This is a genomic window from Methylobacterium brachiatum, assembly GCF_020523825.1.
In the GTDB taxonomy this organism is placed as follows: Bacteria; Pseudomonadota; Alphaproteobacteria; order Rhizobiales; family Beijerinckiaceae; genus Methylobacterium; species Methylobacterium brachiatum.
On record NZ_JAJALK010000007.1, the window covers coordinates 111,017 to 133,727 of the forward strand.

Genomic DNA, 22,711 nt, shown 5'->3' on the forward strand with positions numbered 1-22,711 from the left:
GTCAGCGCGCGCCCGCCAAATCGGGCGGCCGGAGCGTGGGCTCGTCGTCGGGCGCGCGCAGGCGGTAGCCGACGCCGGTCTCGGTGAGCAGGAGGCGCGGCCGTTCGGGGTCGGCCTCCAGCTTCTGGCGAAGCTGGCGCATGTAGACGCGCAGATATTGCGGATCGGAGGAGACCGAGACCGCCTGCATCAGCTGCGCGTGGGTCAGCACCTTGCCGGCATGGTGCACCAGCACGCGCAGGAAATCGTATTCCCGCGGGGTGAGCTTCACCTCGGAATCGTCGACCTTCACGATCCGCCGGACAAGGTCGATCGACAGGCGGTCGACCCGGAAGATCGGGCGCTCGCCCTGGACGGCGAGCTGGTGGCGCAGGGCCGCGCGCAGGCGGGCCAGCAGTTCCGCCATCCCGAAGGGCTTGGTGACGTAATCGTCGGCTCCGAGATCCAGCGCCTCGACCTTGCCGCCCTCGTCGGTGCGGCTCGACAGAACCACAACCGGCAGTTCCGGATGGCGCGTCCGGATCGCGCGCAGCAGATCGTGGCCGCGCATATCCGGCAGGCCGAGATCCAGGATGACGAGGTCGATCCGGTCGCGGCCCAGCACCTCCAGGGCGGCGGCGGCGTTGGGTGCCTCCAGGATGGCGTAGCCCTGGGTGGAGAGCCCCGTGCGCAGCAGCTTTCGGATCGGCGGCTCGTCGTCGATGACCAGGATGGTCGGGCTCATGCGGCGATGTCCTTGGGCGCGGTCCGGGCCGGGACCGGCAGCATCACGGTGAAGACGGCGCCACGGCGGTCGCGCCGGTTGGCGGCGGTGACGGTGCCGCCCATGGCCTCGACGAAGCCCCGGGCGATGGCGAGCCCCAGCCCGGTGCCGGCCCGGACCCGGTCGCTCTTGCGCACCCGGTGGAACTTGTCGAACACGCGCTCGACCTCGGATTCCGGCAGGCCGTCGCCCTCGTCCAGGATGTCGAGACGCACCCGTCCGCCCTCCCGGCGCGCGCTCAGGGTCACGGTCGAGCCTTTGGGCGCGTATTTGCCGGCATTGTCGAGCAGGTTGAACAGCACCTGCTCGAACAGGACCGGGTCGAGCCGGAGCACCGGCAGGTCGGGCGCCAGATCGACCGCCACGCGATGCTCGGCCAGCACCGCCTCGGCCCGGCGCAGGGCCGTGTCGACGATCTCGGCGACGTCCTGGGGCGCGAGGTTCGGGGCGACCGCGCCAGCCTCAAGCCGGGTCATGTCGAGCAGGTTGGCGATGAAGCGGTTCAGCCGCTCGGATTCGGTGATGATCGTCGCCAGGAGCTCGGCCTTGGCCTCGGGCGGCAGGTCGGCGTCGAGGTCGCGCAGGGTACTGGCCGCCCCGAGCACGGAGGCCAGCGGGGTCCGCAGGTCGTGGCTGATCGAGGTCAGCAGGGCCTGACGCAGGCGGTCGGTTTCGGCGGCGCGCTCGGCCCGGTCGAGATCCTCCACGAGCCGCACCCGCTCGATGGCGAGCGCGCCCATGTCGGCGAGCGCGTCGAGGAGGCGCCGGCCCTCCGGGGTCAGGATCGGCCCGGCGCCGTCCGCGTCGAGGCCGATCACCCCGATCGTCCCGCGGCCGGTGCGCATCGGCAGGAACAGCCGCTTGGCGCCCGGCAGCGTGTCGGCGCCGCGGCCGGCCGGGCGATCGTTGCCGAAGGCCCATTGGGCGGCCGCGAGATCGGCCGCGTCCAGCCGGTCCTCCGGCGGGTAGCCCGCCCGCACCGCGACGGTCGTCCCGTCGGGCAGCAGCAGGACCACCCGGACCTTGAGCATGGCGGCGACCTGCGCGCAGGTGGCCCAGAGCACGTCGTCCAGGGTGCCGCAGCCCGCGAGCTTGCGCGAAAAACCGAACAGCCGCTCGGTGGACCTGGCCCGTCCCTGGCTGACCATCGCGATCCGGCGGGCGCGGGCGGCAAGGTTGGAGACCAGCACGGCAACCAGGGTGAACAGCAGGAAGGCCGCCACGTTGGTCGGGTCGGCGATGGTGAAGGTGTAGACCGGCGGCAGGAAGAAGAAGTTGTAGGCGAGCGAGGCCGAGACCACCGCGGCGAGGGACGGCCCGAGCCCCCATCGCACCGCGACCGCGACGACCCCGGTCAGCAGCATGAGATCGGCATTCTCGATGCCGGTATAGGGCTGAAGCAGCAGGGCTGCGCCGAGCGCCGCCAGGGTCGCCAGCAGGGCCATCAGGTAGGGGCCGGTCTCGAAGGTCGCGGCCGGGGCGACGGTTGCCACCGCCCGGCGGGGCGGGGCCTCGGCCGGCACGGCCTCGCCGGGCACCACATGGACGCTGATATTGCCGCTGCGGCGCACGAGGTCGTGCACCACCGACCCGTTCAGAAGCTCGAAGATCCACGCCCGCGCCGCCTTGCCGACCACGATGTGGTTGACGTTGGCGGAGCGGGCATAGGCCAGGATGTCGTCGGCGACGCGCCGCCCCCCGGGCAGGGTGACGGCGTCGCCCCCGAGCCGGTCGGCGAGGCGCAGGGTCTCGGCGATGCGGTCGCGCTCGGCCTCGCTACGGGTGCTGGCGCGCGGGGCCTCGATGAACAGCGCCGTCCAGGGCGCGTGCAGCCGGTCGGCGACGCGCTTGGCGTAGCGCACGAGGCCGGCCGAGCGCGGATCGTCGCTGATGCAGACCAGCACCCGCTCGCCGGCGCTCCAAGGCCCCGCGATGGCGTTGGCCTGCATGTGGCTGAGCAGTTCGTCGTCAACCCGGTCGGCGGTCCGGCGCAGAGCGAGCTCGCGCAGGGCCGTCAGGTTGCCCCGGGAGAAGTAGTGCTTCAGCGCGCGCTCGGCGTTGGTCGGGACGTAGACCTTGCCGTCCTTCAGACGCTGGATCAGGTCGTCCGGGTTGAGGTCGACCACCTCGATATCGTCGGCCCGGTCCAGAATGCCGTCCGGAACGGTCTCGCGGACGCGGATGCGGGTGATCTGCGCCACCACGTCGTTGAGGCTCTCGACATGCTGGATGTTGAGCGTCGTGTAGACGTCGATGCCGGCGTCGAGCAGCTCCTCGACATCCTGATAGCGCTTCGGGTGGCGCGAGCCGGGCGCGTTGGTGTGGGCGAGCTCGTCGACCAGCGCCAGGGCCGGCCGGCGGGCCAGCAGGGCGTCGAGGTCCATCTCGTCGAGTTTCGAGCCGTGATAGGGCACGGCGCGGCGCGGGAGGACTGAGAAGCCGTCGAGCAGGGCCTCGGTCTCGGCCCTGCCATGGGTCTCGACGATGCCCACCACCACGTCGATGCCGGCCTCCCGCTTGGCGCGGGCGATGGTCAGCATCTCGTAGGTCTTGCCGACCCCGGGGGCGGCCCCCAGGAACACCTTCAGCCGGCCGCGGATGCGGGCCTCCCGGCGCGCGGCTTCGAGCAGCGCGTCGGGGGAGGGGCGGTCCGGATCACGGCCGGTCTCGGGCATGCTTTCCCTTCAGCGCGGGGCCAGGCCGTCCAGGGCGAGGTTGAGGGCTAGCACGTTCACCCGGGGCTCGCCGAGCAGTCCCAGCGTGCGCCCCTCGGTCTGCGCGGCGACGAGCTGGCGCAGGCGCTCCTCGAGCAGGTTGCGGGCCTTGGCGACCCGAGGGACCTGGAACAGGGCGGCCTCCGGGGAGATGTCCGGGTCGAGGCCCGAGCCGCTGGCGGTGACGAGGTCCACCGGGACCGGCTGGGCGGGATTCTCGGCGGCCAGCGCGTCGCGGTCGCCCTTGACCCGCTCGGCCAGCGCGGCACTCGTCGGGCCGAGATTGGAGCCCGACGAATTGGACGCGTTGTAGGGGGCCGGCACGGTCTTGGTCGGATCGGCGGGATCCGCGGCGCTCGTGGCCGAGGGGCGGCCGTGGAAGTAGGTGGCCCCGGCAAAGCTCTGGCCGATCAGGCTCGAGCCGACGACGTGACCGTCGCGCGCGATCAGGCTGCCGGCGGCGCGCGCCGGGAAGATGAGGCCGGCGAGGCCGGTGACGGCCAGCGGGTAGGCGAGGCCGGTGATCGCGGTCAGCATCGTGAGCAGGACCAGGGCGGGGCGAAGCTGCGTGAGCATGGCGGGTCTTCCGGCGAACGGGTTCAGGCGAGGTGCAGGGCGGTGACGGCGAGGTCGATGGCCTTGATGGCCGCGAACGGCACCAGGACGCCGCCGAGCCCGTAGATCAGCAGGTTCCGGCGCAGCAGCGCGGCGGCGCCGACCGCCCGATAGGTCACGCCCCGCAGGGCGAGGGGGATCAACGCCACGATGATCAGGGCGTTGAAGATGATCGCCGACAGGATCGCGCTCTGGGGCGAGGCGAGGCCCATGACGTTGAGCGCCTGGAGCTGCGGGTAGAGACCCAGGAACATGGCCGGGATGATCGCGAAGTACTTCGCGACGTCGTTGGCGATGGAGAAGGTGGTCAGCGCCCCCCGGGTCATCAGCAATTGCTTGCCGATGCCGACGATCTCGATGAGCTTGGTCGGGTCGCTGTCGAGGTCGACCATGTTGCCGGCCTCACGGGCCGCCACCGTGCCGGTGTTCATGGCGACGCCGACATCGGCCTGCGCCAGCGCCGGGGCGTCGTTGGTGCCGTCGCCGCACATGGCCACCAGCTTGCCCTGGGCCTGCTCGGCGCGGATCAGCGCCAGCTTGTCCTCCGGGGTGGCCTGGGCGAGGAAATCGTCGACGCCGGCCTCGGCGGCGATGGCGGCGGCGGTCATCGGGTTGTCGCCGGTGATCATGACCGTGCGGATGCCCATCCGGCGCAGCTCCGCGAAGCGCTCGCGGATGCCGCCCTTCACGATGTCCTTCAGATAGACGACACCGAGCAGCCGGCCGTCGCGGGCCACCGCCAGGGGCGTGCCGCCGGCCTTGGCGATCTCTTCGGCGATGGCGCGGATCTCGGCGACGGATTCGGGCTCCGCTTCCGGCTGATAGGCCAGGGCGGCGTTCGAACCCCGGCTCGCCATGGGCTGCGCCGAGACCGAGGCGATCACCGCCTCGACCGCGCCCTTGCGGATGGAGACGCCGTCGAGATCGACGCCGCTCATGCGCGACTGGGCGGTGAAGGGCACGAAGCTGGCATTGAGGCCGGCCATGTCCCGGGCGCGGATGCCGTAGGTCTCCTTGGCCAGCACCACAATCGAGCGGCCCTCCGGGGTCTCGTCGGCGAGCGAGGCGAGCTGAGCCGCGTCGGCGAGATCCGCCGCGGTCACGCCGGCGATCGGCCGGAACTCGGTGGCCTGGCGGTTGCCCAGCGTGATCGTGCCGGTCTTGTCCAGGAGCAGCGTGTCGACGTCGCCGGCCGCCTCGACCGCCCGGCCCGACAGGGCGAGGACATTGAAGCGCACCAGCCGGTCCATGCCGGCGATGCCGATGGCCGAGAGCAGCGCGCCGATTGTGGTCGGGATCAGGGTGACGAACAGGGCGACCAGCACGATCAGCGGGATCGCGCCGCCGGCATAGGCGGCAAAGCTCGGGATCGAGGCCACCGCGAACACGAACACGATGGTCAGGCCGGCGAGCAGGATGTTGAGCGCGATCTCGTTCGGGGTCTTCTGGCGCGACGCGCCTTCGACCAGGGCGATCATCCGGTCGACGAAGGTCGAGCCCGCCGCCGCGGTGATCCGCACCCGGATCTGGTCGGAGAGCACCTGCGTGCCCCCGGTCACCGCCGAGCGGTCGCCGCCGGATTCCCGGATGACGGGGGCGGATTCGCCGGTGATCGCCGCCTCGTTGACCGAGGCGACGCCCTGGATGACCTCGCCGTCGGACGGGATCAGCTCGCCGGCCTCGACCAGCACGACGTCGCCGACCTTGAGGCTGGTGCCCGGGACGGTCTCGTAGTGATCGCCCGGGCCGGTGAGACGCTTGGCCATCATCTCGGTGCGGGTGCGGCGCAGGCTGTCGGCCTGGGCCTTGCCGCGGCCCTCGGCCAGGGCCTCGGCGAAATTGGCGAAGACCAGGGTGAACCACAGCCACAGGATGATCTGGCCGGAGAACAGCAGGTCGCCGGCGCCGGTGGCGACATCGCGGAGGAACAGCACGGTGGTGAGCGCGGCCACGACCTCGACCACGAACATGACCGGGTTGCGGATCATGGCGCGCGGGTCGAGCTTCTTCACGGAGCCGAGGAGCGCCGGCCCGACCAGGGCGGGGCTGAACAGGGATGCGGTCTTGCGGGACATGGATCGGGTGTCCGGAGAGGGGCGGGGAGGCGCAAGCGCGCCTCGGGATGTCAGGGGGCGGTGCCGGCGGTGAGCGCGTGGGCCGCCATCAGCGCCAGGGCCGCGAGCAGCAGGACGCCGAGCAGCGCCAGCACGAGGTCGGAGGTCCGCGGCGGCGCGCCGGCCCGATGCCGCGCAGGCGGAGCCCGGTGCAGCATCAGGTGGTGGCGCGGCATGCGCCGGGTCGGGAGGGTGCGCCGCATCTCAGCCGCCCGTCGCGAAGGTTTGGCCGGCCGAACCGGCGAGGTGCTCGACCACCGGGCCCAGGGCCAGGGACGGGAAGAAGGTCAGGCCGCCGACGATCAGGATCACCCCGACGAGCAGCCCGATGAACAGGCCGCCATGGGTCGGGAAGGTGCCGGCCGAGGCCGGGAGCGTCTTCTTGGCGGCGAGCGAACCCGCGATCGCCAGAACCGGGATCTTCACGAAGAACCGGCCGACCAGCATCGCGAGGCCGAGCGTGCTGTTGTAGAACAGGGTGTTGGCCGTGAGCCCGCCGAAGGCCGAGCCGTTATTGGCCGCCGCCGAGGTGTAGGCATAGAGGATCTCGGTGAAGCCGTGCGGCCCGGCATTGGCCGGACCGGCCAGCCCCGCCGGCAGCACGGTGGCGAGGGCGGTGCCGCCCAGCATCATCAGCGGCAGGCACAGGATGCCGAGCATCGCCATCTTCACCTCCCGCGCCTCGATCTTCTTGCCGAGATATTCGGGGGTGCGCCCGACCATCAGGCCGGCCACGAAGATCGCCACGATCACGAAGACCAGCATGCCGTAGAGGCCGGCGCCGACGCCGCCGATGACGACCTCGCCGAGCTGCATGTTGATCAGCGGGATCATGCCGCCGAGCGCCGTGAAGCTGTCGTGCATGGCGTTGACGGCACCGCAGGAGGCCGCCGTCGTGACCACGGCGAACAGGGCCGAGGCCACGATCCCGAAGCGGACCTCCTTGCCCTCGAAGTTGCCGCCGGCGAATCCGAGGCCGTTGAGCACGGAGCCGCCCTGCGCCTCGGCCCAGTAGGTGACGAGGACGCCCGCCAGGAACAGGAATCCCATGGCGCCGAGGATCGCCCAGCCCTGGCGCTCGTCCCCGACCATGCGGCCGAACACGTTGGTGAGGGCCGCACCGATCGCGAAGATCGAGACCATCTGGACGAAGTTCGACAGCGCGGTCGGGTTCTCGAACGGGTGCGCGGCGTTGGCGTTGAAGAAACCGCCGCCGTTGGTGCCGAGCATCTTGATCGCCACCTGGCTCGCCACCGGGCCGATCGCGATCGTCTGCTTGGCGCCTTCCAGCGTGGTCGCGTCGATCGAGGCGCCGAGCGTCTGCGGCACGCCCTGCCAGACCAGGAACAGCGCGTAGGGGATGCAGAGCGGCACCAGCAGGTAGAGGGTGGCCCGGGTGACATCGACCCAGAAGGAGCCGATCGTGCCGGAGGAGGCCCGGGCGAAGCCGCGGATCAGCGCCACCGCCACGGCGATGCCGGTGGCGGCCGACAGGAAGTTCTGGTGGGTCAGCCCCAGCATCTGGGCGAGGTACGAGAGCGTGGTCTCGCCCCCGTAGGATTGCCAGTTGGTGTTGGTGACGAAGCTCGTCGCCGTGTTGAAGGCGAGGTCCGGCGCCACGGCGGCCTGATCGGCCGGGTTCAGCGGCAGGAGCGCCTGGAGCCGCAGGATCGCGTAGAGCAGCGCGAAGCCGAGCAGGTGGAACAGGATCACCCCGCCGACATAGGCGAGCCAGTGCTGCTCCTGGCGGGCATCGATGCCGGCGACGCGGTAGAAGGCCCGCTCCACCGGGGCCAGGATCGGCGAGAGCGGCGTGCGCTCGCCGTTGAAGACGCGCGTCATGTAGAGCCCGAGGGGCTTCACGAGCGCCAAGACGACCGCGCAATACAGTGCGATCTGCATCCAGCCGTTGAGGGTCATGGGGGTCCGTCCGTAACGCTCAGAACCGCTCGGGGCGGACGAGGGCGTAGGTGAGGTAGCCGAGCAGCCCGAGGGTCGTGAGGGCGCCGAGGGTGAGGTCGAGGCTCATGGCGGCCTGTCTCCTCAGAAGCGGTCGCAGAGCAGGGCGTAGCCCTCGCTCAGGGCGAAGAAGGCCAGCCCCGCGGCGATGACGATGAGATCGGGCATGATGGGTCCGTGTCGGTTCGCCGGACGACCCGCGGCCGTGCCGCGACCGATCCCGGCCGACCCGGATTGTGGGCGGGAACCGCGTTAGGGTTCGAGACGGAGGGGAGGGCGATCTTATAAGGATCGCATCAGGATCGGCGGGGCGGAGCCGTGCCCGGACCGGGCGCGCGTTCCTGCCGGGGGGCGGTTTCACGCATCCCCGGACGCGGCACGGGTCCCCTCTCCCGCACGGGAGAAGGGGCTCGTCGCGGCCTGCTTAAGTCGGGATGTGAATGCGTCAGCCCTCACGCGAGGCGCCCCGACCGCGTTCGGCAGCTTGCGTGTTCGCCAGTGTCAGCAGGGCACGGCGTGCGCCCTTAGCTCTCAGCCTGGGCCAAGACACCGCCCCGACGCAAGACACCGCCCCGACGCCGGCAAAATCTGCCGCGCGGTCGATCCTGCCGGCGTGATCCCTTCTCCGCCCTTTGAAATCACAGGGAAAATTCTGGAACGCGCCGTGCCTGCTCTCGCACAGGAACTTCGCGAGGGCGTTTCATGTCGGTCGGTTCGGTCACGAGCAGCAGCCTCCAGCGGGACTTGCTCAGCGCTCTGCGGCAGACGCGGGCGACGTCGGCGCAGCAGACGGACGGAAACCCCTTCGCGGTCGCCAGCCAGGCGACGGTCGCATCGAATGCCACGGGGGCCGCGACGGCCTCCGGCAGCACGGCGTCCGGTCCCGCGCTCTCGAACGACCTGATGGCGTCGCTGCTGCAGGTGCAATCCGACTTCAGCCAGATCAACGCGCAGGGTGGCCTGGCACCGCCCACATCGTCGACGAGCGTCACCGATGGATCGGCGTCCGACGCCAGTTCGGCGGACGGCCAGGATTCGGGGAATCCCGCGCCTATCCATCACCATCGGGGGCCCCACGCCCGTCCCGCCGGCTCCGCGAGCCCGGACGTGACCGGTTCCACCCCCTCCGGGAACGACAGCACGGCGGCTGCCAAGGCCACCGGCCCCTCGGGCGGCGACGCGAACCCGCTCAGCGGCATCGAGGACGGCCTGCAGGCGCTGCTGCAGCAGGTCACGAAGGCGATCGCCGCCTACACCACCGCCGGACCGGTCGGGCTGGCGGCTTCCGCCCTCTCGACCTCGTCCAAGGCCTGATCGGCCGGATCACGGCGTCAGGGCGATGACCGAACCGCCGCGCGGAACGTGGTCGATCGGTTTTCACAAGGTAACCATGCGCCGCCGAAACGTCGGATGATGATCCCCGGCGCCACAGCCCGCGCGATGCTGTAAGTCAGGGGCGAATTCGCGGATCGGAGATTGCCATGTCCCTCACCGTACCGGTCATCCTCGGCAGCGTCCGCTCGGACCGTATCGGCATCCGGGCGGCCCGGTTCCTGATCGCCCGGCTCGAAGCGCGCGGGCACGTCGCCCCGCTGGTCGATCCCGCCGAGCTGGGCCTTCCGCTCCTCGACCGCATGTACAAGGAATACCCGGCCGGTACCGCCCCGGAGCCGCTGAAGCGGCTCGCCACGCTCTACCGGGGCGCGGATGCCTTCCTGGTGGTCTCGGCGGAGTACAATCACGGCGTTCCCCCGGCCCTGTCGAACACCCTCGACCACTTCTTGGAGGAGTATTACTGGCGGCCGTCGGCGATCTGCTGCTACTCCGCCGGCCAGTTCGGCGGTGTCCGCGCCGCGATGCCGCTCCGGGCGATGCTGGCCGAACTCGGCATGCCCAGCATCCCGTCGCTCCTGCCGATCCCGCGCCTTCAAAAGGCCCTTGCGGAGGACGGAACGCCCACAGATGCCTGGATCGAGACGGCAGCCTCCAAGTTTCTCGACGAGCTCGCGTGGTATGCCGAGGCTCTCGGCGAGCGGCGCAAGGCCGGGACGCCGTACTGAAGGGCGCATGCCGTAGATCCGGTCCATACGCGACCGTCTTGTCGTGCCCCGCGCAGCGATCCCGCAACGGGCATCGCTCCGAGATCGCCCGCCGTGGGCGATGGTTCCACGGCAGGCGCGATGCGAACCGATCGACAGCGGTGCCAGGCGCCGGGCGACGAATATCCGATGACCATTTAAATCCGGCGCCCCAAACGTCCACCGACGTCGCCAGAACCAAATTGAAAGCACAAAAACAGAGCCGAGAAGCGGCCTTGTCTTTGAGATCGACAGTTAAACTCCAGAACAAATCTTGAGGATGTAACGATCGATATTCCGACGGATCACGGGCTCGATTGGAAAGCTGTATTGCGCTGTTGCAAAAAGGTGGCTGCACGGACCGCGGAAGTGTGAGATCTTCCCGGCGTTCCCCATCGCGGACGGATTCCGATGAAACTCGACGAGAGGGCGCTCCTTCAGGAGCGCGTGCGCACGCTTGTCCTGCGTCATGCCCTCGAGGCGGCGCTCGAGCGGCTGGCGGCGGCCACCCGTGAGACCGGCAAGGAGGCCGCGGCCGAGTTCCAGAGCCTGGAGCAATCGCTGCTCTCGGCCGCCCGCAGCATCGCGGATCGCGCCACCTCCCAGAAGCTGGCGGTGCTGGTCGCGGTGGAAGATGCCAGCGCGACGCTCCGGAGCGCCTTCGACAATGCCCATGCCCGGCTGGACGCACTGCCGGCCGAGCGGCTCTCGGCCACCGCGCCCCTGAACGCGGTGGCCGCCTGACGCCTGCGCGGCGCCGGGGCCTTACCGGCGGTGCATCACTGCTTGGCGCGGTTGATGATCGCCCAGAGCGCGTGGGCCACGGGCTCGGACACGGTGCGCCGGTACTTGCGGTGGACGAGCTGGCCGTTGTGGAACACGTCCTGCTCGACGTAGAGCCGTTCGCCGTCCCACCGGACGATGTTGTCGGACTCGATGGTCTCCTCGACGCCGAGATCCCCCCGCAGGATCGTGTTGCCAGTCTGGGTCAGCATACGCGCGTCCTCGTTCACGCTGTTGGTTCGGCGAAGGGAAGCTCCGTCGCGGCACGCGCAGCGAAACTCCCGCACAGGGTCACCATAGGAGCGTGACGCGGCAGGCGCCAGCGAGGCCGCGGACGCAATCGGAGCGGCGTCACCGCGGATGATCGGGCCGGCCGGCGCGTGCGGATTGCGACGCCCCGCGCCTGATGAGCCGGCTGAACGTGACGCATGTGCGCTTCGGCACGTCCGATCGCGCCCCGCGATGCGATGCTCCGGTCACGCGTCAGGGCTGCATTCAGGTCACCGCCTGGATCGGCAAGGTCGCGACGGAGGCGCCCATGCTCGCTCGCCCGTTTCGATACGTCGCCCCGGTGCTCACGGCCATCAGCCTGATCGCGCTGCGGCTCGCCAGCCCCTTCCTGACGCCGATCTCGCCGCCGCCCGGCGCCGCCGAGGACCGGCGGGTCGTCTTCCGGCACTATCTCTAGCGCGTCGCGACGGGGCGCTGACCCTCAGCCGCGCCGGCTAAGCACCGCACCCGGCACCGGGCAGGCGGGGAGGGCGGACGGGCCGAGGACGATATCGCCCTGGCGCGGGTTGTTGACCGTGAACGGCGCCGTCTCCTGCGTGCCGAAGAAGCCGCGGCCGATCTGCGAGGCGAAGAATTCGTCGCTCCCGAACCGGACGAAGCAGCGGTCCAGCACGGCCTCGTAATCGAAGCTCGCTTGGGTGACCGGGGCGGCCCCGAATTCCGGGCGGCCGCAATAGGCCGAGATGTCGATCTGCCCGGGCCGCGACAGCCGCACCGGCAGGGACCGGCTCGGCAGAAGGGTGACGGGCGGGCCGCCATCCTGGCGGGCGACCAGCACGTAGGTCGAGCGGTTGTAGATCCGGCGCAGGCAATCGGCGGACGCATCGGAGACGACCGAGATCGTCCCGGCCAGACCGAGCACGAGGCCGGCCAATCCGCATCCAATACGCTTCGTCACCGCACATCCTCCGCCGGCCGGCCGATCCATCAGCAACGCGGCCGGGCACGACTTGAACAGCGCCCGAGCCCGCCGCGCAAGGCGAACGCGGCAACAGGGCCCGCGTTCGATGCGGCGGCGGCGAAATCGCTCCGGTTCAGCGGCGCTCGTAGAGCAGGCGCGCCCGGATCGTGCCCGGGATCGCGCGGATCTCGGCGAGCAGCGCCTCGGCATCGGCGTCGGTGGCGTCGGTCTCCAGCACCACGTACCCGACCTCGCCGTCGGTCTGGTAGTACTGCGCGGCGATGTTGACGTGGCCGCGGGAGAACACGTCGTTCAGGCGCCCGAGCATGCCCGGCAGGTTGCGCTGGACGTGGATGAAGCGCGTGCCCGTCGGCCGGGCCGGCAGCTGGACCTGCGGGAAGTTCACGGCGCCCACCGTCGAGCCGATATCGGAATAATCGACCAGCTTGCGGGCGACCTCGGCGCCGATGCGCTCCTGGGCCTCTTCGGTCGAGCCGCCGATATGGGGCGTGAGGATCACGTTCTCGATGCCCTGGAGCGGGCTCACGAAGGCTTCCGCGTTGGAGCCGGGCTCCACCGGGAAGACGTCCACGGCCGCGCCCTTGAGGTGGCCGTCGCGCAGGGCCGCCGCGAGGGCGTCGAGGTCGACCACCGTACCGCGGGCGTTGTTGATCAGGAACGCGCCGGGCTTCATGGCGCGGATCTCGGCCTCGCCGATCATGTTGGCGGTGGCGTCGGTCTCGGGCACGTGCAGCGAGATCACGTCGCACTGGGCCAGCAGGTCGTGCAGGGTCTTGGTCGGCTCGGTGTTGCCGTGGCGCAGCTTGTCGGTGTGGTCGTAGAACAGCACGCGCATGCCCATCGCCTCGGCCAGCGTCGAGAGCTGCGTGCCGATATTGCCGTAGCCGACGATGCCGAGGGTCTTGCCGCGGACCTCCAGGGAGCCCGTCGCCGACTTGTCCCAGCGGCCGGCATGGGCGCCGACCGAGCGCGGCACGATCCGGCGCAGCAGCATCACGATCTCGCCGATGGTCAGCTCCGCCACCGAGCGGGTGTTGGAGAACGGCGCGTTGAACACCGGGATGCCGCGATGGCGCGCCGCCTCGAGCTCGACCTGGTTGGTGCCGACCGAGAAGCAGCCCACCGCCAGGAGCCGGTCCGCCGCCTCGAAGGCCGCCGCGTCGAGCTGGGTGCGCGAGCGGATGCCGAGCATGTGCACACCCTGCAGCGCCTCGTGCAGCGCCTCGCGGTCGAGGGCCTTCGGCAACCGGGTCAGGTTCGTATAGCCGGCGGCCTGCATCAGCGCGACGGCGCTGTCGTTGATGCCTTCGAGCAGCAGAACCCGGATCTTGTCCTTGGGCAGGGAGAGCTTGTCGAGGGTCATGGGCTCTGAAGTCATGGGCTCGGAAGTCATGGGGATCGTTCGTCCGGCGGCGGGACGGTCGCGCGCGGCAATGCCGGGCCGTCCCGCGGGTCTGTCTCGGGGCCAGCGATACGAGCCTGCCCTGTGCGACGCAACATGGCGCCGATCACGGCAGGGCTGCACGCCCGGTCGCCGTTCGAGGCCGCGCGGGAGGGCCGGGCGCGGGCGGCCCGAGCGGCCTTCGCGCGCCGGCGGCTCCGTCGTCACGGCCGTCGCGGCAGGCACCTGAAGCCGAGAAACCCGCTCGGTTGAAGTCGTTAAGCCGATGCGGTATGGAGCGCGCGTCCTCCCGGATTCCGCTTCGCGCGCGCTCAAGATTCTGTGCGCCGCCGAGTCGCCGGCTGGATCGCCCTCGTCATCCGTATCGACGCGTCGGCAAGCCGGATCCCGCGGGACCGGCCGCCTCTCCCCCGAAGGTTTACGGGAGCGGCCGCGGCGAACCGGGGGTGCGTGCAACGCGAGCCGCCGACGCAACGGGCCCCCGCCGGGGGCCGTTCAGGAGAGAGAATGTCCGCAGGTACCGCTCTGGGGCGTGGCCCGAGCCGCGATGATTTCGCCGCCCTCCTCGAGGAGAGCTTCCTCGAACACGAGATCACCGAAGGGTCCGTCGTCAAGGGTCGCGTCGTCGCGATCGAGAAGGACGTGGCCGTCATCGACATCGGCGCCAAGACGGAAGGCCGTGTCGCGCTCAAGGAATTCACCGGCCCCGGCCGGGAAGGCGAGCTTAAGGTCGGCGACGAGGTCGAGGTCTACGTCGACCGGATCGAGAACGCGCTCGGCGAAGCCGTCATCTCGCGCGACAAGGCGCGCCGCGAGGAGAGCTGGGTCAAGCTCGAGAAGTCGTTCGAGAATAACGACCGCGTCACCGGCACGATCTTCAACCAGGTCAAGGGCGGGTACACCGTCGACCTCGACGGCGCCGTGGCGTTCCTGCCGCGCTCGCAGGTCGACATCCGCCCGGTCCGCGACGTCACCCCGCTGCTCGGCACCCCGCAGCCGTTCCAGATCCTCAAGATGGATCGCCGCCGCGGCAACATCGTCGTGTCGCGCCGGACCGTGCTCGAGGAGAGCCGCGCCGAGCAGCGCTCGGAGCTGGTGGCCAACCTCGAAGAGGGTCAGGTCATCGACGGCGTCGTCAAGAACATCACCGAGTACGGCGCCTTCGTCGATCTCGGCGGCATCGACGGTCTGCTGCACGTCACCGATATGGCGTGGCGCCGCGTGAACCATCCGTCCGAGGTCGTGACCATCGGCCAGACGGTCAAGGTCAAGATCATCAAGATCAACCACGAGACGCACCGCATCTCGCTCGGCATCAAGCAGCTGCTCGCCGATCCGTGGGAGGGCATCGCCGCCCGCTACCCGGAGGGCGCCAAGCTCAAGGGCCGCGTGACCAACATCACCGATTACGGCGCCTTCGTGGAGCTGGAGCCGGGGATCGAGGGCCTGATCCACGTCTCCGAGATGAGCTGGACCAAGAAGAACGTCCATCCGGGCAAGATCGTCTCCACCTCCCAGGAGGTCGAGGTTCAGATCCTGGAAGTCGATCCGGTCAAGCGCCGCATCTCGCTGGGCCTCAAGCAGACCCTGCAGAACCCCTGGGAGGCCTTCTCCGAGAAGCACCCGGTCGGTTCCGAGGTCGAGGGCGAGGTCAAGAACAAGACCGAGTTCGGCCTGTTCATCGGCCTCGAGGGCGACGTCGACGGCATGGTTCACCTGTCGGATCTCGACTGGAACCGTCCCGGCGAGCAGGTCATCGAGGAGTTCAAGAAGGGCGACATGGTCCGCGCCCAGGTTCTCGACGTCGACGTCGAGAAGGAGCGGATCTCGCTGGGCGTGAAGCAGCTCGGCGGTGACCCCTTCGCCGAGGCCGGCGAGATCAAGAAGGGTCAGATCGTCACCTGCGAAGTCGTCGAGGTGAAGGATTCGGGCGTCGAGGTGAAGATCGTCGACACCGACATGACCACCTTCGTCCGTCGCGCCGAACTCGCTCGCGACCGCGGCGACCAGCGCCCCGAGCGTTTCGCCGCCGGCGAGAAGTTCGATGCCCGGGTCGTGCAGTTCGACCGCAAGGCCCACCGCGTCCAGGTCTCGATCAAGGCCCTGGAAGTGGCCGAGGAGAAGGAGGCGATGGCTCAGTTCGGCTCCGCCGATTCCGGCGCCTCGCTCGGCGACATCCTCGGCGCGGCCTTCAAGAAGGCCCGCACCGACGACGAGTGAGCCCAGATGGTTCTCGCCGCCCGGCCTGTCCGGGCGGCAACCTCGGATCAGTTCCAAGGCCCGCGCGGGACACCCGTCCCGCGCGGGCCTTTCTTTTTGTGCCGTGTCGAAGCGGGACGCATCACCGGGCCGGTGCGGGCGGGGGCCGGCCTCGGTCGGACCGAGGCCGGTTGTCCGACCCGGGACGGCGCGGTACTCTCATGACCGTCGCGAAAAACGGCGCCGGTTCCGGGTCGTCGCGCACAGGCCGAGCGCGGAAGTCATCCCGCTCGGCCAGCGTCTCCGAAAGAGCAGCCCGACACTGTCGGGCGCCGCAGCCAGCAACGCCCCCGGCGCTGTGAACCTGCGGTCGCAGGAGCGCACCCATGCGACAGGCGATTGCCATTATCGGCGCGGGCCTCGGCGGCCTCGTGCTGGCCCGTATCCTCCATCTCCACGGCGTCGCGGCTACGATCTACGAAGCCGAACCGTCCGCCGAGGCGCGGGCCCAGGGCGGCCTGCTCGACCTTCATGAGGACACCGGCCAGGCCGCGCTGAAGGCCGCCGGGCTGTTTGAGAGTTTCCTCGCCCGCGTCCGCCCCGGAGAGGATGCGAAGCGCATCGTCGACAAGGACGGCGCCGTCCTGCTCGACAAGCCCGGCAGCCCTCTGGGCCATCGTCCCGAGATCGGTCGCGGCGACCTTCGGCGGATGCTGATCGCCGCGCTGCCGCCCGGAACGATCCGATGGGGTCACAAGGTCGTTTCCGTCGCGCCCGGCGCGCGTGGACGGCACACCGTCACCTTCGCGGATGGTGCGACCGTCACGTCCGATCTGCTCGTGGGCGCCGATGGCGCCTGGTCGACGGTGCGCCCCCGCCTGTCGAAGGCACGTCCAGCCTATAGCGGCATCGCGTTCGTCGAGACGTCCCTGCTCGCCGGGGCCGCGCGATACCGGGACAGCGCCGACGCGATCGGCAGCGGCACGCTGTTGGCGCTCGCGCCGGGACGGGGCATTCTCGCCCACCGCTATGCCGACGGGACGCTGCACATCTACGCGGCCTTGCGGCAGCCGGCGGAATGGTTCGCGGCCATGGGCATCCCGGATGCGCCCGAGAGTCTCGCCCGCATCGCCGGGCCCTTCGCAGGATGGGCGCCGCAGCTCGCCGCCCTGGTCGGCCATAGCGACACGGCCCCGATCCTGCGGCTCATCCACGCGCTGCCGACCGACCATCGCTGGGCGCGCGTCCCCGGCGTCACGCTTCTCGGCGACGCCGCGCATCTCATGTCGCCGTTCTCGGGCGCGGGGGCGAACCTCGCCCTGTACGACGGCGCGGACCTCGCCCGGGCGCTCATCGCCGCGCCCGACAGCGTGGAGGCCGCACTCAGCCGGTATGAGGGCGATCTGTTTCCCCGCAGCACCGAATTCGCCATCGCCGCTGCGGAGAATCTGGCGCGGTTCTTCGGGGATGGGGCGCCCCACAGCGTCGTCGCCCTGTTCAAGGGCGGGGGGCGTAAGCGTCCCTGACGGGTCGCTCTCACGCAGCGCATGCGCGCCAGGCAAGAGATCCATCGAGAGACCTGTGCCCGCCAACCGGACCGGATCGCCACCCCGCGGGCTGCCCGCGGACAGCCCGGCTTGAGGGTCTGCCCGGGGGCACCGCATTTTCTTCGCGCGGCCCATATCCAGGCCCGCGGAAAATGCTCTAGAACACCGGCGTCGTACGGCTCCGGCCGCGCGACGCAAAGGAAACCAAGGACTTGCCCGGCGCGGGGCCTCGCCCCCGCACCCCAGCTCGGGGTCGATCCGGGGAGGCGAGGGGAAGCGTACGCATGGCAGCCGACGCCGAACTGCTGATCGACCGCCGGCGCCTGCGCCGCAGATTGTCCCTGTGGCGGGTGCTCGGGATCGGCGGCCTGATCGTCGCGGTGGGCGCCCTGGGCTACCGGGTCCGGACCGGCCCTGACGGCGCCTTCGCGGTGCGCCCGCAGATCGCCCGCATCTCGGTCTCGGGCTTCATCGCCGGCAGCGAATCGACCGCCAAGCTGATGAAGCGGGTCGGCGAGTCGGACGCCGTGAAGGGCGTGATCGTCTCGATCAACTCGCCGGGCGGCGCCACCACCGGGTCGGAGGAAATCTTCCGCAACCTGCGCGCGCTCGCTGCCAAGAAGCCGCTGGTCGCCTTCGTGGACGGCACCGCGGCCTCAGGCGCCTACATCACCGCCATCGCGGCCGACCATATCGTCGCCCGGGAGACCAGCCTGGTCGGCTCGATCGGCGTGCTGTTCCAGTATCCGGACCTGTCGGGGCTGCTCGACAAGGTCGGGGTCAAGGTCGAGTCGGTCAAATCCTCGCCGCTCAAGGCCGAACCGTCGGGCTTCACCCCGACCACCCCGGAGGCGCGCGCGGCCCTGGCCGCCGTGGTCGGCGACACCTACGCATGGTTCAAGGGCCTCGTCGCCGAGCGCCGTGGCATGGATCCCGGCCAGCTCGCCGTCGTGTCGGACGGGCGGGTGTTCAGCGGCCGCCAGAGCGTGCCCCTGAAGCTGGTGGACGAGCTGGGCGGCGAACGCCAGGCGGTAGCCTGGCTCGAGAAGGACCGGGGCGTCCCGAAGGACCTGCCGATCAAGGACTGGAAGCCGAGCAAGGAGAGCGACTTCTCCCTGTGGTCGGCCGCCGGCATCGGCGCGGACCTGCTGGGCTTCGACGGGCTCGCCGGGCGTCTGCGGGCCGTCGGCACCCAGGCTGAGACGGCCGGCGGGGGCCTCCTCGTCCTGTGGCGCCCGGAGCCCTGAGCGCCCCCGACCGAGACGGCAGCCCGGAAGCCCGCCCCGATTCCCCGAGAAGACCAGACGCCATGATCAAGTCGGAGCTCGTCCTCAAGATCGCCGAGCAGAACCCGCATCTCTACCAGCGCGACGTCGAGATCCTGGTCAACGCGATCCTCGACACCATCTCGGATGCGCTGGCCCGGGGCGACCGGGTCGAGCTGCGCGGCTTCGGCGCCTTCTCGGTCAAGCGCCGAGAAGCGCGGAAGGGACGCAACCCGCGCACCGGCGCGGCCGTTGCCGTGTCCGAGAAGGCGATTCCCGTGTTCAAGACCGGGAAGGAGATGCGTCAGCGCCTCAACGCCGCGGGCATCGGCGAGAGCGCGTCGGCTGCCGAGTAGGAAGAGGTCTGTGAGCGCGATGATCCGTTTCCTGAAGAGCCTGGTGCTGCTCCCGATCGCCGCCCTGGTGATCCTGCTGGCGGTCGCCAACCGGGCGCCGGTGCCGCTCTCCTTCGACCCGTTCAACGCCGACGCCCCGGTGTTCAGCGTGAACCTGCCGCTCTACGCGATCCTGTTCGGCGCGGTGGCCCTGGGCATCGTGGTCGGCGGCGTCTTCACCTGGCTCGGCCAGGGCAAGACCCGGGCGAATGTGCGCTACCACCGCCGCGAGGCGACCCGCTACGAGCGCGAGGCGAACCGGCTCCGCGCCTACGCCCCGGAGAGCGAGACGCAGGGCCCCTACACGGTCCCCAACACCAACCGGACCGCGCTGCCCGCGCCGCGCTGAGCCGCGCCTGTCAGCGTGCCGCCCGGACCGCGGCCACGAAAGCCGCGATCCTCTCCGGATCCTTGACGCCGGGCGCCGTTTCGACGCCCGAGGACACATCCACGGCTCCGAGCCCCGTCCGGGATAGAGCCTCGCCGACATTGCCGGCATCGAGCCCCCCGGACAGCATCGTGCCCGCCGGCAAGTCGGCGCCGTCCAGGATCGACCACTCGAACCGGTGGCCGTTGCCGCCGGGGAGCGCGGCCCCGGCCGGCGGCTTGGCATCCAGCAGGATCCGGTCCGCCACCCCGGCATAGGCTGGGATCGCCGTGAGGTCGGCCCGGGCGGCCACACCGATCGCTTTCATCACCGGCCGGCCGGCGAGCGCGCGGATCGCCGCGACCCGCTCCGGGCTTTCGCGCCCGTGGAGCTGGATCAGGTCGGGATCGACCGCCTCGATCGCCGCCCGCACCACCGCGTCGTCCGGATCGACCAGGAGGACCACGCGTTCGGCGCGCCCCCGGGCCTGCGCCGACAAGTGCGACGCCTGGTCGAAGGCTACGTGGCGCGGACTTCGCGGGAAGTGGACGAGCCCGATCCAATCAGCGCCGGCCGCCAGAGCGGCTTCGACGGTCTCGGGCGTGCTGAGCCCGCAGATCTTGACGCGGGCCGGTGGGAGCGGGGCGGACATCGCAGCGGTATAGCCGATCTAGTACAGGACCGGCAGGTAGACGTTCGGGATCGGGAACCCGCTGAACACCAGGCGCCCGTTGATGAGCTTCAGCGGCGGCAGGGGCTTGAGCGGGGCCGCATCCGCCGACGCCTCCGGCTCGGGTTGCCGACCCAGACCCAGCAGGCCGCCGACGAGCTGGCCGACCAGAGCGCCCTTGTCCGAGCCGAAGCGCTGGCCGACCACGCTGCCGATCAGGGCATCCATTCCGGCCGCCCGCAGGTCGAGCTGCCCGACCGGACGATGGGCATCGTCCAGGGCGAGCGCGCCCTTCGCCTGGATGCGCTGGGCGCCCTTGGCCAGGGACAACCCGGTCAGGTCGAGGGTTCCGCCGGCCTGCCGCCAGCGCTCCAGCTCCCGCGGCACCGGCCCGGTCCGCAGGACGGTGGCCTGGGTGAGCGTCGCGTCCAGGGACAGGTCACCGGGCGCGGGGTTGCCGGTGAGCGCGTCGAGCTGCGGGACGACGGCCTGGGCCAGGCGCAGGCTGACATCGACGGCGCCCTCGGATTCGTAACGGCCGGGAGTCGGCCGCGCGTGCAGCTCCAGATGCTGGCCGGTGACCGCGATCGGCCCCGGATCGGCGCCGGTGACGGTGACGTTCGGGCCGTCCACCACCAGGGAGGCGCGGGTGAACCCGTCCGACGCGCCGTGGACGCTGCCCTGGAGCTTGCTCCAGGCGGCGTCGCCGGTCAGCGCGCCCTGCTCGACGTGGAACGGCCCGGCGCTCTCGAACAGCACCAGGCGCGGCTGGTAGACCTGCGCCACCGCGGTGGACGGGCCGAGGCGGAACCGACCATCGGACCGCTCCAGGGTGACGGCGCTGCAGCGCAGCTCGATCCGGAACGGATAGCCGGTGAGCGACCGGTCGGCGCAGGTCCAGCTACGCCCGGCTGCCGCCTCCCGGGCGATCCAGCCATCGATCTCCGTCGCCGCCCGGCCCCGGAGCCAGAACCAGCCGGCCGACCAGGTGACCGCGATCAGCGCGAGCAGGATATAGGGCAGGAACAGACCGAGCCGGAACCGTCGCGCGGTCTGCGCCCGTGAGGCCCGCGCATCAAGACCCGGCTGCGTCCGATCCTGAACCATGCATCCCGCTCCCCGTCATCCGCCCCGGATCACGGGGCTGCCGGCCCCGCCTTGAGGCCATGCACGGGGCAAAACTGGGGCGGCGCCGGGATCGGTCGACCGGCGGGCGGACCGATCCGCCCGACGGAACCGGTTTTTCGGCTCAGACTTGCGCCGGCTCGATCGTGTCGAGCTGCAGGTCGTTGACGATCGCCGTCCGCTCGGACTCGTCATCGGCCAGGCGATGCACGTGCAGCTCCGTGGCGCCCCGCGTGCGCACCCGGTCGAGCCAGGTCCGCCGGAGATGGTCGCGCGGGCTCTCGTTCGAGGTCGCCACCGAGACCATCTCGGCAATGCCGGTATCGTCGCGCCGCACGGCGATCACCACGGCTTCCGCCATCTCGTCGAGATCGAAGGCGCCGGCCGGATGGACCCCGACCACGTAGCGCCGGCCCGAGCGCCCGCGCCAGGCCGAGAGCGGGAGGGCCGGCGTGCCGCGCAGGCCAGCGGTGGTCTTGAGGCGTTCTTCACGCACATCCTGTCTCCGCGTGCGATCGTCCTTCAGGTCGCGAAGCGCGGCCGACCAGGACAGGGCTCTTCTGTTCGCCATTTGTTCCAACCTACCGCGCGATATCCACAGGCGTCAAGCACAACGTTCCTGAGGAGGAATGTGGTGATCGCCCGGGTTATCCACAAGCGTCCGCAGGGGCCATCGTCATGGCGTGGCTGGCGAAATTCGGCCCGCGGCCGGCCGGAACGATCAGCGGCGTTGCGCGGCTCCGGCCGGAGCTTCGGCGGCCGGCGCCGAATCGGCCTCGGCGGCAAACCCCTTCGGGCCGCCCTCCAGCAGGGCGTTGGACGCCAGCTCGAGCCGCTCTTGGGCCAGCGCCTGGAATTCCTGGCGGCCCATGCCCGGGGGGATCGGCTCCAGGAACTGGATCACAGCCTTGCCGGGCCGGCGGATGAGGCTGTTGCGCGCCCAGAACTGCCCGGTGTTCAGGGCCACCGGCAGGCAGGGCACCTTGAGGGCCATGTAGAGATGCGACAGGCCCTGCTTGTAGGCGGGCGGCGCCCCCACGGCCCGGCGCGTCCCCTCCGGGAAGATGATGAGCTGGCGCCCCTCCCGGATGGCGTCGGCCGCGGCCGCGTTCATCAGGCTCATCGCCCGGGCGCCCTTGGACCGGTCGATCGCCACCATACCGCTGCGGGACAGGTACCAGCCGATCAGCGGGATCAGCAGCAGCTCGCGCTTCAGGATGTAGGCGAATTCCGGGAACACCGTGCAGAGCGCCAGGGTCTCCAGGGCCGATTGATGCTTGGCCGCCACCAGCAGCGGGCCGTTCGGAATGTTCTCGAGGCCGCGGAACTCGACCTGCATGCCGGCGACCACGCGCAGCAGCCACAGGGTCAGGCGGCCCCAGAGCCGGGCCAGCCGCAACACCGCGCGGCGGGAGACCAGCGTCGGCAGGCCGCCGAACGCCAGCAGCGTCGTCATGGCGTAGAAGCAGACGTTGAAGGCGAGGGAGCGCAGGGCGAGCATC

24 protein-coding genes are annotated in these 22,711 nt (G+C 70.6%); 9 read left to right on the forward strand and 15 right to left on the reverse strand.

Going from position 1 to position 22,711, the window contains the following annotated elements; genetic code table 11:
- Window position 1 precedes the first annotated feature (1 nt).
- The 8 genes from LGR69_RS17215 to LGR69_RS17250 form a co-directional block, all read right to left on the reverse strand.
- Window positions 2-724, reverse strand: coding sequence for a response regulator (locus LGR69_RS17215; RefSeq protein ID WP_230366780.1), 723 nt, complete (start codon window positions 722-724; stop codon window positions 2-4).
- Window positions 721-3,438, reverse strand: coding sequence for a sensor histidine kinase (locus LGR69_RS17220; RefSeq protein ID WP_230366781.1), 2,718 nt, complete (start codon window positions 3,436-3,438; stop codon window positions 721-723). The genes LGR69_RS17215 and LGR69_RS17220 overlap by 4 nt, the downstream gene beginning before the upstream one ends.
- Before the next feature lie 9 nt (window positions 3,439-3,447).
- Window positions 3,448-4,053 (reverse strand): K(+)-transporting ATPase subunit C, encoded by a 606-nt coding sequence (locus LGR69_RS17225; protein ID WP_230366782.1) that lies wholly within the window; start codon window positions 4,051-4,053, stop codon window positions 3,448-3,450.
- A gap of 23 nt (window positions 4,054-4,076) precedes the next feature.
- Window positions 4,077-6,167, reverse strand: a complete 2,091-nt coding sequence (gene kdpB, locus LGR69_RS17230) for a potassium-transporting ATPase subunit KdpB (RefSeq protein ID WP_230366783.1) — start codon at window positions 6,165-6,167, stop codon at window positions 4,077-4,079.
- Window positions 6,168-6,217: 50 nt separating this feature from the next.
- A complete protein-coding gene (locus LGR69_RS17235; RefSeq protein ID WP_230366784.1) occupies window positions 6,218-6,409 on the reverse strand; it encodes a hypothetical protein in 192 nt (63 codons plus the stop codon).
- A gap of 1 nt (window position 6,410) precedes the next feature.
- On the reverse strand, window positions 6,411-8,126 hold the full coding sequence (gene kdpA, locus LGR69_RS17240) for a potassium-transporting ATPase subunit KdpA (RefSeq protein WP_230366785.1): 1,716 nt from the start codon (window positions 8,124-8,126) through the stop codon (window positions 6,411-6,413).
- Window positions 8,127-8,145: 19 nt separating this feature from the next.
- Window positions 8,146-8,235: a K(+)-transporting ATPase subunit F gene (locus LGR69_RS17245; RefSeq protein ID WP_007559906.1), complete on the reverse strand. Its 90-nt coding sequence runs from the start codon at window positions 8,233-8,235 to the stop codon at window positions 8,146-8,148.
- Window positions 8,236-8,803: 568 nt separating this feature from the next.
- On the reverse strand, window positions 8,804-9,157 hold the full coding sequence (locus LGR69_RS17250) for a hypothetical protein (RefSeq protein ID WP_230366786.1): 354 nt from the start codon (window positions 9,155-9,157) through the stop codon (window positions 8,804-8,806).
- A 115-nt stretch (window positions 9,158-9,272) separates the two neighbouring features.
- Here LGR69_RS17250 and LGR69_RS17255 point away from each other — a divergent pair, with 115 nt between their 5' ends.
- From LGR69_RS17255 to LGR69_RS17265, 3 genes are all read left to right on the forward strand, one after another.
- A complete protein-coding gene (locus LGR69_RS17255; RefSeq protein WP_230366787.1) occupies window positions 9,273-9,479 on the forward strand; it encodes a hypothetical protein in 207 nt (68 codons plus the stop codon).
- Between the two features lie 167 nt (window positions 9,480-9,646).
- Complete coding sequence (locus LGR69_RS17260; protein WP_230366788.1) at window positions 9,647-10,225, forward strand: NADPH-dependent FMN reductase; 579 nt, start codon at window positions 9,647-9,649, stop codon at window positions 10,223-10,225.
- 429 nt (window positions 10,226-10,654) lie between these two features.
- A complete protein-coding gene (locus LGR69_RS17265; RefSeq protein WP_230366789.1) occupies window positions 10,655-10,987 on the forward strand; it encodes a hypothetical protein in 333 nt (110 codons plus the stop codon).
- A gap of 35 nt (window positions 10,988-11,022) precedes the next feature.
- Here LGR69_RS17265 and LGR69_RS17270 read toward each other — a convergent pair whose 3' ends face one another.
- Window positions 11,023-11,238: a hypothetical protein gene (locus LGR69_RS17270; protein WP_007559916.1), complete on the reverse strand. Its 216-nt coding sequence runs from the start codon at window positions 11,236-11,238 to the stop codon at window positions 11,023-11,025.
- 194 nt (window positions 11,239-11,432) lie between these two features.
- On the opposite strand from LGR69_RS17270, the gene LGR69_RS17275 reads away from it, so the two are divergent.
- Window positions 11,433-11,714 (forward strand): hypothetical protein, encoded by a 282-nt coding sequence (locus LGR69_RS17275; protein ID WP_230366790.1) that lies wholly within the window; start codon window positions 11,433-11,435, stop codon window positions 11,712-11,714.
- Window positions 11,715-11,738: 24 nt separating this feature from the next.
- Here the strand turns inward: LGR69_RS17275 and LGR69_RS17280 are convergent, their stop codons facing one another.
- Both LGR69_RS17280 and serA read right to left on the reverse strand, forming a co-directional pair.
- The gene (locus LGR69_RS17280) at window positions 11,739-12,215 is read right to left on the reverse strand and encodes a hypothetical protein (protein ID WP_230366791.1); all 477 of its coding nucleotides are present in this window, start codon (window positions 12,213-12,215) and stop codon (window positions 11,739-11,741) included.
- Between the two features lie 136 nt (window positions 12,216-12,351).
- On the reverse strand, window positions 12,352-13,602 hold the full coding sequence (gene serA / locus LGR69_RS17285; protein ID WP_039902311.1) for a phosphoglycerate dehydrogenase: 1,251 nt from the start codon (window positions 13,600-13,602) through the stop codon (window positions 12,352-12,354).
- Window positions 13,603-14,148: 546 nt separating this feature from the next.
- On the opposite strand from serA, the gene rpsA reads away from it, so the two are divergent.
- The 5 genes from rpsA to LGR69_RS17310 all read left to right on the forward strand — a co-directional run bounded on the left by rpsA (window position 14,149) and on the right by LGR69_RS17310 (window position 19,396).
- Window positions 14,149-15,861, forward strand: a complete 1,713-nt coding sequence (gene rpsA, locus LGR69_RS17290) for a 30S ribosomal protein S1 (RefSeq protein WP_007559924.1) — start codon at window positions 14,149-14,151, stop codon at window positions 15,859-15,861.
- 365 nt (window positions 15,862-16,226) lie between these two features.
- Complete coding sequence (locus LGR69_RS17295; RefSeq protein WP_230366792.1) at window positions 16,227-17,366, forward strand: FAD-dependent oxidoreductase; 1,140 nt, start codon at window positions 16,227-16,229, stop codon at window positions 17,364-17,366.
- A gap of 305 nt (window positions 17,367-17,671) precedes the next feature.
- Window positions 17,672-18,634 (forward strand): signal peptide peptidase SppA, encoded by a 963-nt coding sequence (gene sppA, locus LGR69_RS17300; protein ID WP_230366793.1) that lies wholly within the window; start codon window positions 17,672-17,674, stop codon window positions 18,632-18,634.
- A gap of 62 nt (window positions 18,635-18,696) precedes the next feature.
- The gene (locus LGR69_RS17305; RefSeq protein WP_007559930.1) at window positions 18,697-19,008 is read left to right on the forward strand and encodes an integration host factor subunit beta; all 312 of its coding nucleotides are present in this window, start codon (window positions 18,697-18,699) and stop codon (window positions 19,006-19,008) included.
- Window positions 19,009-19,027: 19 nt separating this feature from the next.
- Window positions 19,028-19,396 carry a LapA family protein gene (locus LGR69_RS17310; protein WP_091857949.1) on the forward strand — a complete coding sequence of 123 codons (369 nt, stop codon included), beginning with the start codon at window positions 19,028-19,030 and terminating at the stop codon, window positions 19,394-19,396.
- Between the two features lie 10 nt (window positions 19,397-19,406).
- On the opposite strand, the gene LGR69_RS17315 is transcribed toward LGR69_RS17310, so the two are convergent.
- The 4 genes from LGR69_RS17315 to LGR69_RS17330 form a co-directional block, all read right to left on the reverse strand.
- Complete coding sequence (locus tag LGR69_RS17315) at window positions 19,407-20,066, reverse strand: phosphoribosylanthranilate isomerase (RefSeq protein WP_230366794.1); 660 nt, start codon at window positions 20,064-20,066, stop codon at window positions 19,407-19,409.
- Between the two features lie 18 nt (window positions 20,067-20,084).
- The gene (locus LGR69_RS17320) at window positions 20,085-21,191 is read right to left on the reverse strand and encodes a DUF2125 domain-containing protein (RefSeq protein WP_230366795.1); all 1,107 of its coding nucleotides are present in this window, start codon (window positions 21,189-21,191) and stop codon (window positions 20,085-20,087) included.
- Window positions 21,192-21,333: 142 nt separating this feature from the next.
- A complete protein-coding gene (locus LGR69_RS17325; RefSeq protein WP_230366796.1) occupies window positions 21,334-21,780 on the reverse strand; it encodes a hypothetical protein in 447 nt (148 codons plus the stop codon).
- A gap of 150 nt (window positions 21,781-21,930) precedes the next feature.
- Complete coding sequence (locus LGR69_RS17330) at window positions 21,931-22,710, reverse strand: lysophospholipid acyltransferase family protein (protein ID WP_230366797.1); 780 nt, start codon at window positions 22,708-22,710, stop codon at window positions 21,931-21,933.
- Window position 22,711: the final 1 nt, after the last annotated feature.